The organism is Pandoraea horticolens, from assembly GCF_902459555.1.
Classification (GTDB): Bacteria; Pseudomonadota; Gammaproteobacteria; order Burkholderiales; family Burkholderiaceae; genus Pandoraea; species Pandoraea horticolens.
In genome coordinates, this window is the sequence record NZ_CABPSM010000006.1 from 212441 (window position 1) to 224924 (window position 12484).

General features: G+C 61.8%; 11 protein-coding genes. All 11 read right to left on the minus strand.

Going from position 1 to position 12484, the window contains the following annotated elements:
- Nucleotides 1-13: 13 nt before the first annotated feature.
- The 11 genes from cheA to atpG all read right to left on the minus strand — a co-directional run bounded on the left by cheA (nucleotide 14) and on the right by atpG (nucleotide 12478).
- Nucleotides 14-2206, minus strand: coding sequence for a chemotaxis protein CheA (gene cheA, locus PHO31112_RS12520; RefSeq protein WP_150620802.1), 2193 nt, complete (start codon nucleotides 2204-2206; stop codon nucleotides 14-16).
- A gap of 42 nt (nucleotides 2207-2248) precedes the next feature.
- The gene (locus tag PHO31112_RS12525; RefSeq protein ID WP_150620803.1) at nucleotides 2249-2632 is read right to left on the minus strand and encodes a response regulator; all 384 of its coding nucleotides are present in this window, start codon (nucleotides 2630-2632) and stop codon (nucleotides 2249-2251) included.
- 17 nt (nucleotides 2633-2649) lie between these two features.
- Complete coding sequence (gene motB / locus PHO31112_RS12530; RefSeq protein WP_150620804.1) at nucleotides 2650-3636, minus strand: flagellar motor protein MotB; 987 nt, start codon at nucleotides 3634-3636, stop codon at nucleotides 2650-2652.
- A 12-nt stretch (nucleotides 3637-3648) separates the two neighbouring features.
- The gene (gene motA, locus PHO31112_RS12535) at nucleotides 3649-4509 is read right to left on the minus strand and encodes a flagellar motor stator protein MotA (protein ID WP_010807751.1); all 861 of its coding nucleotides are present in this window, start codon (nucleotides 4507-4509) and stop codon (nucleotides 3649-3651) included.
- 116 nt (nucleotides 4510-4625) lie between these two features.
- Nucleotides 4626-5222: a flagellar transcriptional regulator FlhC gene (flhC, locus tag PHO31112_RS12540; protein WP_150620805.1), complete on the minus strand. Its 597-nt coding sequence runs from the start codon at nucleotides 5220-5222 to the stop codon at nucleotides 4626-4628.
- A gap of 75 nt (nucleotides 5223-5297) precedes the next feature.
- Entirely contained in the window at nucleotides 5298-5615 is a 318-nt protein-coding gene (gene flhD / locus PHO31112_RS12545) for a flagellar transcriptional regulator FlhD (RefSeq protein WP_150620806.1), read from the minus strand.
- 540 nt (nucleotides 5616-6155) lie between these two features.
- On the minus strand, nucleotides 6156-7364 hold the full coding sequence (locus tag PHO31112_RS12550) for a Bcr/CflA family multidrug efflux MFS transporter (RefSeq protein WP_150620807.1): 1209 nt from the start codon (nucleotides 7362-7364) through the stop codon (nucleotides 6156-6158).
- Nucleotides 7365-7473: 109 nt separating this feature from the next.
- Nucleotides 7474-9192: an AMP-binding protein gene (locus PHO31112_RS12555; protein WP_150620808.1), complete on the minus strand. Its 1719-nt coding sequence runs from the start codon at nucleotides 9190-9192 to the stop codon at nucleotides 7474-7476.
- Between the two features lie 381 nt (nucleotides 9193-9573).
- Complete coding sequence (locus PHO31112_RS12560; protein WP_150620809.1) at nucleotides 9574-9990, minus strand: F0F1 ATP synthase subunit epsilon; 417 nt, start codon at nucleotides 9988-9990, stop codon at nucleotides 9574-9576.
- A gap of 147 nt (nucleotides 9991-10137) precedes the next feature.
- Nucleotides 10138-11529 (minus strand): F0F1 ATP synthase subunit beta, encoded by a 1392-nt coding sequence (gene atpD / locus PHO31112_RS12565; RefSeq protein ID WP_010807757.1) that lies wholly within the window; start codon nucleotides 11527-11529, stop codon nucleotides 10138-10140.
- 61 nt (nucleotides 11530-11590) lie between these two features.
- On the minus strand, nucleotides 11591-12478 hold the full coding sequence (gene atpG, locus PHO31112_RS12570) for a F0F1 ATP synthase subunit gamma (protein ID WP_010807758.1): 888 nt from the start codon (nucleotides 12476-12478) through the stop codon (nucleotides 11591-11593).
- Nucleotides 12479-12484: the final 6 nt, after the last annotated feature.

Below are 12484 nucleotides of genomic sequence, written 5' to 3' on the forward strand. Positions count from 1 at the left end.
CGCGTCTCCGACTTCAGTTGAAGATGGTGGCTACCGCCGAGCGCTGGCCGCGCTGAAGCGCCGCCACGTCGACGATCAAAGCCACACTGCCGTCACCCATGATGGTGGCGGCGGAAATACCGTGAATACGGCGGTAATTGGTTTCGAGGTTCTTCACCACGACCTGCTGCTGACCGACCAGTTCGTCCACCAGCAACGCGAAGCGGCGGCCTTCGGCCTGAAGGATCACGATGATGCCCTGCGTGGGGTCGAGGCGCGCTTCCGGCACGTCGAACGCGCGATACAGCTCGACGAGCGGCAGGTACTCGCCGCGCACCAGCACGACCTGACCTTCGCCGGTCACGGCGCGAATGTCGTCGCGACGCGGTTGCAGCGACTCCATCACGAAGTTCAGCGGGAGGATGAAGATCTCGGGACCGACCTTGACGGACATGCCGTCGAGAATCGCGAGCGTGAGCGGCAGCACGATGCGGATCGTGGTGCCCTTGCCGCGCGAGGACAGAATCTCCACATGGCCGCCCATCTGCTGGATGTTTCGCTTGACGACGTCCATGCCCACGCCGCGGCCCGACACGTCGGTCACCGCTTCCGCCGTGGAGAAGCCTGGCGCAAAAATCAGTTGCCAGACTTCCTCGTCCGTCATCGAATCGGACACGTTCATGCCCTGCTGCTGTGCCTTGGCGAGAATCTTCTCACGACGCAGGCCCGCGCCGTCGTCGCTCACTTCGATCACGATATTGCCGCCCTGATGCGCGGCAGACAGCACCAGTTGGCCGACCGGGTCCTTGCCCGAGGCCAGACGCGCCTCCGACGTTTCGATACCGTGGTCCAGACTGTTGCGCACAAGGTGCGTGAGCGGATCGATGATGCGCTCGATCAGGCTCTTGTCGAGTTCGGTCGCCTGACCGAACGTGACGAGTTCGATTTGCTTGCCCAGCTTGCCAGCGAGATCGCGCACGAGGCGCGGGAAACGCGAGAACACGTAATCCATCGGCATCATGCGGATGGACATCACGGCCTCTTGCAGATCGCGCGCGTTGCGCTCGAGCTGGCCCATGCCGTTGAACAAACGGTCGTGAAGCATCGGGTCGAGGCTGCTCGCCGTTTGCGCGAGCATCGCCTGCGTGATCACCAGTTCGCCCACGAGGTTGATGAGCTGGTCGACCTTTTCAACGCCCACGCGAATCGAGCTGTTCTCATGTCCGGCAGCCGCACCGGCCGGCGCGGCTGCCGCGCGCTTTTCCGGCGGGTGATGGGCGCCATTACCACCCGAGCCCGCCTGGGCCACCGGGGCGGTGGGCACGACGATTTGCTCGGGCGCAGGCGGTGCAACGGGTGCCGGCGCAGCGGGCACTTCGATCGGCGCCGAGGCAGCCGGTGCCTGCGCAAAGACTTCCGCCGTCTGAACCGGCGCCGCCACAGGGGCTTGCGCCGGCGCATCAGGTGCCGCAGGTGCGGCCGCCACGGCAGAGGCATCCTGCACGTCGATCTGCGACGGCTCGATCACGAAGCAGCACACGGCGAGAATGTCGTCCGCACCACAAGTGGTGTCGAGCCACAGGTGCAATGCGTCGTCGGTCGACTGACGCCCCGCCACCTGACCGAGGTTGCCCAGCTCTTCCGCGAGCAACGCCTGATCTTTTTCGCCCACGCCGGTGAGCGTGACTTTCAGACGCGTCTGACCCGGCGGCACGGCGCTCGTGGGTGCGCCGCTCGCGTCGGCTGCCGCAGCGCCGGCATCTCCTGATGCCGGTGCTGCAGGCGCGCTCGCCGGTGCCGCCGCAACGGGCGAAACCGGTGCGGCAGTGGCCGGGGCCCCGCCTTCTTCAGCGGCGAGTTGCTGGAGAATTGCGCAGATGCGCGTCATCGCCTCAACATCGGGTTCACTGGAGGCGCGGTAGGCATTCAACTGTTGATGCAACACGTCTTTGGTTTCCAGGAAGGTATCGACCATCTCGGTGCGCAACTGCAATTCGCCGCGACGCGCGCGGTCCAGCAGATTTTCCAGCAGGTGAGTGGTCTCGGTGAGCGCGGTGAAGCCGAACGTAGCGGCGCCGCCCTTAATCGAATGTGCCGCACGGAAAATCGCGTTGAGCTGCTCGTTGTCCGGCGCATTGATATCGAGCGCGAGCAGGAGGTGCTCCATCTCTGCGAGCAACTCTTCCGCTTCATCGAAAAAGGTCTGGTAGAACTGGGTGATATCCACCGATTTCCTCGTCCTAACTTGGTTGTGCCATCGACGTCATCGTCATGCGCCTTCGCCGACGAGCGAGCCCACTACGTCGACCAATGCCTCGGGGTCGACCGGCTTGATCAGCCAGCCGCTGGCGCCCGCTTCGCGGGCTGCCGTCTTGTATGCACCATCGACTTCCGTCGTCAGTACCAGAATAGGCGTCTGGGCAAACGTGTCGAGTTCGCGCAGTGCGCGAATGAGCGACAGGCCATCCATGCCGGGCATGTGCTGGTCTGTCAGCACCAGATCGAAGGTCGTGTTCGACGCCAGCGCCAGCGCTTCCTGCCCGTCGCGGGCGGTCGTCACGGCGTAGCCGGCTTCGTCGAGCGTTGCCGCCAGAATCTGACGCATCGACGCGGAATCGTCGACGGCGAGAATCGTGTTGCGAAGGGCGTGCATGCGTCTCCTCTTGTCGGTTATCGCGCTGCGGTGCCCGGCGCCGCAGGCGGCGTGGGCACCCCCGGCACGGCAGGCAAGGTACCATTGATGGCGGCGTTCACCGCCTCGCTTCCTGCGCCACGCGCGTTCACGGCATCGATTGTCGGCTGGTCGCCCTCGTGCTTGAACGACTGCTCTGCGCGACGGTTGAGCACGATGATGCTGATACGGCGATTGATCGGGTTGTACGCGTCGTCACGATCAAGCGGCACCGTCGACGCCAGGCCCACCACACGCAACACCTTCTCGCTGTCGAGGCCGCCCGCAATCAGCTCGCGGCGCGAGGCGTTCGCACGATCGGCGGATAGCTCCCAGTTGCTGTAGCTCTTGTCGCCCTGCGCGTAGGCCGTGGCGTCGGTATGACCCGAGAGGCTGATGCGATTGGGCACGTCGTTGAGCGACTTGCCGATCTCGCGCAGGATGTCGCGCATGTACGGCTGCACCTGCGCGCTCGCGTTGGCGAACATCGGCCGGTTCTGGTCATCGACGATCTGGATGCGCAGACCTTCGGTCGTCACATCGATAAGCAATTGTTTGCGGAACTGTTTGAGCGTCGGGTTATTTTCGATGGCCTTCTCGATGCGAGCCTTGAGTTCGCGCAAACGCTGCGCATCGGCACGCTCGGCCAGTTCGGCGGTTGTCGCCTGACGCGACTTGACCTGATCGCCACGCGACTTCTGACCGTCGGTGCGCGTCGTATCGGCGCCGCCGCCGGGAATCACGCCGCTGTTGTCCGCCGCGTTGCGCCCGCCGGTGAGCGCGACTTTGAGCGGCGTGCGGAAATACTCGGCGATGCCCGTCAGCTCCTTACTGCTCACGGAGCTGAGCAGCCACATCAGCAGGAAGAACGCCATCATGGCCGTCATGAAGTCGGCGTAGGCAATCTTCCACGCGCCGCCATGATGGCCGTGCCCGCCGGCTTTGCGGCGTTTGACGATGATGGGCCGCTCTTCTTTCTCGCTCATTGCTGCCGCCCGTCAACGTGACTTGACCTGTCGCACGTGCTCTTCAAGCTCGGCGAACGACGGACGTACTGTGGAATAGAGCACCTTGCGGCCGAATTCGACCGAGAGCGCCGGCGCGTAACCGTTCAGGCTGGCGAGCAGCGTAACCTTGATGCACTCGTAGAGCTTGACCGACTCGTTGATGCGGTGCTCGATGAGTTGTGCCAGCGGCGAAATGAAGCCGTAAGCCAGCAAAATGCCGAGGAACGTACCCACGAGCGCCTGGGCGATCAGCGCACCCAGCACGGCAGGCGGCTGGTCGGCCGACGCCATCGTGTGCACCACCCCCATCACCGCAGCCACGATACCGAAGGCCGGCATGGCGTCGCCCGTCTTTTGCAGACAGTGCGCCGGGACTTCGCCCTCATGACGGTACGTTTCGATTTCGTGATCCATCAGATTCTCGATCTCGAACGCGTTCATGTTGCCGCTGACCATCAGGCGCAGATAGTCGGTGAGAAATTCCATGATGCGCGGCTCGCCGAGAATGCGCGGGTACTGCGAGAACACCGGGCTCGCTGCCGGGTCTTCCACGTCCCCTTCGATGGCGAGCATGCCGTCCTTGCGCGCCTTCGCGAGTAGCACGTACAGGAGCGCCATCAGCTCCATGTACAGGTCTTTGGTGTATTTCGAGCCCTTGAACAGCATCGGCAGCGCTTTCATCGTCGCCTTGATCGCCTTGCTGTTGTTGCCCACCACGAACGAGCCGACGCCCGCGCCACCGATGATCAGCAGCTCGGTCGGCTGAAACAGCGCGCCCAAGTGACCCCCGCCAATGACGAAGCCGCCAAAGACCGAAGCCAGAACGATGATGTAACCAATGACGACAAGCACTGCCGGATACCTCTCGCAAAAATACGTCTACGGAAAAATGTCCTTCCTGTTCAGAGGGCTTAACGGCAGACACGCAGGGAAACTGTAGGGGGTGTGACCTCGTGAAGTGGGCTTGGTCAGGCGGCCAGCGGAGAAATATCCGTGTCAGGTGCGGACGATGCCACGGCCGGCGCCAGATCGGCGGCATGCGCGTGTTTCGCTTTCCGGGTCTTACCGGCACGCGATGGCGGTTGGCACAGCCCGCAAACGTACTGGCCATGCGGTTCGTGCGCGTGCGTGACGAAATGACCGCCGCAGCGCGTGCACGGCGTCATCTGCAACATCTTGCTGTCGAAGAAGCGAACGAGCGTCCACGCCCGTGTAAACCCGAGCACGGCTTCCCATCCATGCAATCCCACATGCTCGAGGTACAGGCGATACGCCTTGACGATAGCTTCGATGCCCTGACATCCGCCGTACTGAACCAGATGACGGTAGATGTTGTGGAAAAGTGACGAATGGATGTTCGGCAGCCACGTCACGAACCAGTCGGTCGAGAACGGCAGCATGCCCTTGGGCGGCGAGGCCCCTTTAAGTTCTTTGTAGAGCTTGATGAGACGGTCACGGCTCAGGCTCGTTTCGGCTTCCAGCAACTGGAGGCGGGCGCCGAGTTCGATCAGTTCTATGGCCAGTTGAATCTCTCGGGCCTCGAGAACGACGCTTTTGGTACGCATTTACAGGCTTCCTGGCAAGTCACGCGAAGCGCCGCCCCTCGGGACGGCGCAGCGAGCGTCGCGTATGTCGTACGCTCAGCCGATCTGCGCTACGGGTTGCCCCGCCAGCAGAATCGATGCGTGTGACTGCTGCATACCCACGTCTTTTGCACCGTGTGTAAGGCTGGAAAGAATCACGTGGTCGTCGAATCGAAATCGGCACAGAAGCTGGTTCGACCCCGCAAACTTGACGAGTTGAGCCAGTGTGAGACTGCCGAGCACGTCGGCAAGCTGGTCGCTGATACCCAGGCGAAACATCGCCGCGGCGCGATCCTCACGGATCAGGCGCTGAGCCAGGACAAGGTAGGAGAGATTCAACTCACGAATCTCGTTCAGTGTTTCGCTGTTTCGCATGCGGCCCCCCGGCGCAATGGATGAATCTTGCGGTACTACTGTCTATTCCCCCGCATTGTGGAGAAGGGCGAACGATAAAGAAATCGGAGAAAAACTACGTGGGATGGTGAGAAAAGCGGAAGTTTTTTGTAGGAGTTTTTCCTACATCAGGGGCGCGAGCGGCCCCAACGATGCGCTCGGGGAAAGCGACCGGTGTAACGGACGGCAGTTTCATGAAAGTGTCACGAAGCTGCGCTTTACTGCTTGACTGTATTTCGGCGGGGTTTCGCCGAACTTTAGTAATCCTTGCAAAAAAAATACCGGGGGGGAGGACTTTGCAAGGAGGTGCTGAATCGTACTTTGCCAATGGTGCGGACACGGGAACAGAGCAATTACAAACTGTTACAGATGCACTGTCGCGCGCCGGATTTCAGTGTTTGAAAGAAAGCCCGGCGGTCAGTTCCCGAGAAATTACCGGCTGGCAGCGTCTTCCCTGTGTTGCGAATTTCAGACACCCGGCAATGTCGCAGGTTCCGGCTTCTGCACATCGAAGCGGTCGCCTCACACCGTCCCGGTGGCCGGGGGTGCCGCCTTCGCTCGGCGAATGAGCACTGTGTGGAAACACCACGACAGAACACCACACAAGGCAATGACGGCCGCCATCGGCACCGCCGAGCGCGCGTGCATCAGCCCGACGGCCGCGCCGGCGCTCGCCGCTGCGAGGAACTGCAAGGCCCCCAGGAGGGCCGATGCGGCGCCCGCGCGTTGATGCTGACGGTTCAAGGCTTCGGCCACGGCGTTCGGCTGAGAGAAGCCCAGACTCGTGACATAAGCGAAGAGCAGCACCATCAGTCCGATCAGCCCGCCCAGTTGCAACGCCGCCACTCCGAGCATCAACAATCCGAGAATCGCAACGAGATTGTTGGTACGGTGCAACACGTCGGCCGGACGGCGTTTGCGCAGCAAATGCGCGTTGATCTGCGAGCCGGCGATGATGCCGCAGGCGTTCAGCCCGAACAGCCAGCCGTAATTCGCCGGGTCGACACCGTACAGATTGATGAACACGAAGGGTGAGCCCGTGATGTAGGCGAACATGCCGGCTTGCGCGACGCCGCCCGCCAGTGCATTGCCCATGAACTCGCGGTCGCGCACGAGCGCGCCGTAGTTGTGCCAGGCCGTCATGAGCCAGTTGCGGGCCTGCTTTGCGGCCGCGCGCGTCTCCGGCAGCCAGTAGACGGACATCGCGAAGCACATCGCACCGAACGCCGTCAGCCCCCAGAAGATCCAGCGCCAACCGACAAACATCAGCACTTGCCCGCCGATGAGCGGCGCGAGGATGGGTGCAGCCCCCATGATGAGCGTCATGCGCGACAGCACGCGCGCCACCGTGCTCGTGTCGAACAGATCGCGCGCCATGGCACGTGCGATCACGAAGCACGCGCAGCCGCCCACGGCCTGAATGAAACGGCAGACGATCAGCGTCTCGATATTGCTCGCCAGCGCGCAGCCAGCCGACGCGAGCGTGTAGAGCGCGAGACCGGCGTACAGCGGACGCTTGCGGCCATAGCGGTCGGCCAGCGGCCCATGCAGCAACTGACCAAGCCCCAGGCCGATGAAAAACGATGCCAGCGAGAATTGCGCGGCCGCATCCGTGGTGTTCAGTTCGCGCGCGATGCTCGGCAGCGCAGGCAAATACATATCGATCGACAGCGAGCCGATGGCCGACAGAATGCCAAGAATGAAAACGGTGCGAAATGTGTGGGCAGGCATGGCGCAGACCAAGGGTAATCCCGAATAATACGGCATTGGTCTCGGTTCCGCTTAAAAAATAAGCAGAGGCTCGCCACCCGGACGAGCCTGGCCCTGCGCCTCGTCTCGCTCAAGCCGTCTTCGCTTCGGACAAACCGAGTGTTTCAACCATCTGTTCGCGCATGATGAATTTCTGTACCTTGCCCGTGACCGTCATCGGCATCTCGTCGACGAAGCGGATGTAGCGCGGAATCTTGTAATGCGCGATCTGGTCCTTGCAGAAGGCGCGGATATCGTCCTCCGTCGCGCTCTGCCCCGGCTTGAGAATGATCCATGCACAGACTTCCTCGCCGTACTTCGCATCCGGCACACCGAACACCTGCACGGCCTGCACCTTGGGGTGACGGAACAGGAATTCCTCGATCTCGCGGGGGTAGATGTTCTCTCCGCCACGAATGAGCATGTCCTTGACCCGGCCGACGATATTGCAGTAACCGTCTTCGTCGAGTGTGGCGAGATCGCCCGTGTGCATCCAGCCATCGCGGATCGCTTCACGCGTGCGAGGCTCGTCGTCCCAATAGCCCTGCATCACCGAGTAGCCCTTCGTGCAAAGCTCGCCTTTCTCGCCCACCGGCACGATCTCTCCGGCGGCATCCACGAGCTTCACTTCGAGGTGCGGCTGCACACGCCCCACGGTTGCCACGCGCTTTTCCAGCGGGTCGGTCGTCGTGGTCTGAAACGACACCGGGCTCGTCTCCGTCATGCCGTAAGCGATGGTCACTTCGCTCATGTGCATTTCGCCGATGACGCGTTTCATCGTTTCGATGGGGCACGGCGAGCCCGCCATGATCCCCGTACGCAGAGAATCGAAGTGGTAGTAGCCGAACGCCGGATGATCGAGTTGAGCGATGAACATCGTCGGCACGCCATGCAGCGCCGTACAGCGCTCTTCCGACACGGCGGCCATCGTGGCCCTCGGATCGAACGCCTCGCCCGGAAACACCATCGTCGCGCCCGTCGACACGCAGGCAAGTACCGCCAGCACCATGCCGAAGCAGTGATAGAACGGCACGGGAATGCACAGACTGTCGTGCTCGGAGAAGCGCATCGCCATGGCGATGTAGCGGCCGTTGTTGACGATGTTGTGGTGCGTGAGCGTGGCGCCCTTCGGGTTGCCCGTCGTGCCGCTCGTGAACTGGATATTGATGGCGTCGAAACAATCGAGCGAATCGGAAATCGCACGCAGTTTGACGAGATCGACATCCGCGCCGAGCGCCACCACGTCGCCGTAATTCATCATGCCGGGCGTGGTGTCCATGCCCATGCGGATGACCGTTCGCAATGTCGGCAGCTTTTCCGACTTCAGTTGGCCGGGGGTGCACGTTGCCAGCTCCGGCGCGAGCACGTTGAGCATGTCGAGGTAGCGCGACGTCTTGAAAGACTCCGCGGCCACAAGTGCCTTACAACCCACTTTGTTGATCGCGTATTCCAGTTCAGCGAGCCGATACGCTGGATTGATGTTCACGAGAATCAGGCCGATACGTGCGGTCGCGAACTGCGTGACCAGCCATTCGACGCGGTTCGGCGACCAGATACCTACGCGATCGCCCTTCTTCAGCCCCAACGACATCAGTCCGGTGGCAAAGGTATCGACGTGTGCGATGAATTCGCGCCACGTCCAGTCCACGCCCTGCTCCCGAAACACCACGGCCTGGCGCTCCGGAAACTTCGCCGCCGTCTGGGCAAGCAAACCAAACACCGTCAACGTCGAAAGCGGCACGGCAGTATCGCCTTTCACGTACGACAGTCCATTACGAGGTACAACGCCCGCACCTTCCCGGCTTTCCATGCTTGTGTCTCCTGAAGCAATGCTGAAGTGGCGAAATGCTGTCGCGTGGCGCTAGCGAGTGAATGGCTCGCTTATCGTTGCATCGAACGATGGCGGGCTTCTCTTCATAACAATAGTGCGTCACGCTGGCTTGACGTTTACGTTAACGTAATTCGAGTGACGGAACGAGTGGGGATGGCCCTGAGTCTGGCGGCGTCTTGAGCATCGACGGCTATCGGTGATCGAATTCACCAGGCAAAACAAAAGCCCCACGCACATGCATGGGGCTTCCTGCCGCTATGCGGCAACGTACGTCGGGTGACGCACGCCGCTGCGTGACGGCGGGCATTGCGGGCTACGCGGCGACAATGGTGAAAACGCCGTCGCAACCGCCCTGCCGATTTACTTCACCTTGCGGAACTTCTGGATCGCAGCGAGTTGGGCGATGGCTTCGGCCAATTCGGCCTGGGCAGTCGCATACTCGATGTTCGAATCCTTGTTCGTCAGCGCTTCTTCCGCGCGGCGCTTGGCTTCGGCAGCCTTCGCCTCGTCCAGATCCTTGCCGCGAATGGCGGTGTCGGCGAGCACGGTGACCGTACCCGGTTGCACTTCGAGAATGCCGCCGGCCACGAAGACGAAGTCCTCGTTACCTGCTTCGTCCTCGATACGCACCGCGCCCGGCTTGATACGCGTGATCAGCGGCGTGTGGCCGGGCAAAATGCCCAACTCGCCGGCTTCGCCGGGCAGCGCCACAAAGCGCGCCTTACCCGAGAAGATCTGCTCTTCCGCGCTGACGACGTCTACGTGAATGGTTGCCATAATCGCTCCCGTTGAGTGTGATGAAGCGGCAGGCGCGCTAGTCCGGACGTTGCCGCCCTCGCTTCGCTACCCCGCCCCGCAACAGTCACCTGCCGGCGTGCGGTGGGGTCTCTTGCGACACCCCGCCGTCGCCCGGCACTCAACCGTTTACTGCATCTTCTTGGCTTTTTCGAACGCTTCGTCGATCGTGCCAACCATGTAGAACGCCTGTTCCGGCAGGTGGTCACACTCGCCGTCGACGATCATCTTGAAGCCGCGGATCGTTTCCTTGAGGGGAACGTACTTGCCCGGCGAGCCCGTGAACACTTCGGCCACGTGGAACGGCTGCGACAGGAAACGCTGGATCTTACGCGCACGGGCCACGGCGAGCTTGTCGTCCGGCGACAGTTCGTCCATACCCAGAATCGCGATGATGTCGCGCAGTTCCTTGTAACGCTGCAGCGTCGATTGCACGCGACGGGTCACCGTGTAGTGCTCTTCGCCAATCACGTTCGGGTCGATCTGACGCGAGGTCGAGTCGAGCGGATCGACGGCCGGGTAGATACCCAGCGAGGCGATGTCACGCGACAGAACGACGGTGGCGTCCAAGTGACCGAAGGTGGTTGCCGGCGACGGGTCGGTCAAGTCATCGGCAGGCACGTACACGGCTTGCACCGACGTAATCGAGCCAGTCTTGGTCGACGTAATACGCTCTTGCAGCTTACCCATTTCTTCAGCCAGCGTCGGCTGATAGCCCACGGCCGACGGCATACGGCCGAGCAGTGCCGACACTTCGGTACCGGCCAGCGTGAAACGGTAGATGTTGTCCACGAAGAACAGCACGTCGCGACCTTCGTCACGAAAGTGCTCTGCCATCGTCAGACCGGTCAGCGCCACGCGCAGACGGTTGCCCGGCGGCTCGTTCATCTGGCCGTACACCAGCGCGACCTTGTCCAGAACGTTCGAGTCCTTCATTTCATGGTAGAAGTCGTTCCCTTCACGGGTACGCTCGCCCACGCCGGCAAACACCGAATAACCGCCGTGTTCCTTGGCGATGTTATTGATGAGTTCCATCATGTTCACGGTCTTGCCCACACCGGCGCCACCGAACAGACCCACCTTGCCGCCCTTGGCGAACGGGCAGATCAGATCGATAACCTTGATGCCGGTTTCGAGCAGTTCCGTCGACGGCGACAGCTCGTCGAATGCCGGGGCCTTCTGGTGAATCGAACGGGTGTGATCCTGTGCGATCGGACCGGCTTCGTCGATCGGACGGCCAAGCACGTCCATGATGCGACCCAGCGTCGGCTTGCCGACCGGCACCGTGATCGGCAGACCGGTGTTTTGCACCGTCATACCGCGGCGCAGGCCTTCGGAGGAACCCAGACAGATGGTACGCACCACGCCGTCGCCCAGCTGTTGCTGGACTTCGAGCGTCAGTTCCGAACCTTCCATGGTGAGCGCATCGTAGATCTTCGGCATGCTTTCGCGCGGGAATTCCACGTCGATAACGGCGCCGATGCACTGTACGATTTTGCCTTCAATCAAAGCAGTACTCATCGCTTTTCCTTTAGATACTCAAATTCATTTCGCCTGACGGCGCATCGGCCCGTGCCACCGCTTACACTGCGGCGGCGCCACCCACGATTTCGGACAGTTCCTTCGTAATCGCTGCTTGACGGCCCTTGTTGTAGACCATCTGCAATTCACCGATCACGGTCTTCGCGTTGTCCGACGCGGCCTTCATGGCCACCATACGGGCGGACTGTTCCGACGCCATGTTCTCAGCGACTGCCTGATACACGACAGCTTCGACGTAACGCACCAGCAGGGCATCGACGACCGTCTTCGCATCCGGTTCGTAGATGTAGTCCCACGAATGCCGTGCCGGCACTGCGCTCGCGTCTTCCGACGCGCCCTCGAGCTTCTCGGGCAGCGGCAGCAGTTGTTCGACCACAGCTTCCTGCTTCATCGTATTGACGAAGCGGTTGTACGCCAGGTACACGGCGTCGAGCTTGCCTTCGGCGTACGCGTCGAGTTGCAGCTTCACGGCACCGATCAGCTTGTCCAGATGCGGGGTGTCGCCCAGTTGCACGACATGCGAAACCACCTTCGCGCCGATACGGTTCAGGAAACCGAAGCCCTTGCCGCCGATGGCGGTGGCTTCGATCTTCAGCCCTTGCGCTTCGATAGCCTTCATCTTGTTCACCACGGCACGCAGCACGTTGGTGTTCAAGCCGCCGCACAGGCCCTTGTCCGTCGTCACCACGATGATGCCGGCGGCTTTCGCGTCGGCATGCTTCACCATGAACGGGTGGTGGTATTCCGGATTCGCCTGGCCCATGTGCGCGGCGATCTGGCGCACCTTGTCAGCGTACGGCCGGGCATGACGCATGCGTTCCTGCGCCTTGCGCATCTTCGACGCGGCCACCATTTCCATGGCCTTGGTGATCTTGCGCGTGTTTTGCACGCTCTTGATCTTGCCGCGAATTTCCTTCATTCCAGCCATTGCTTA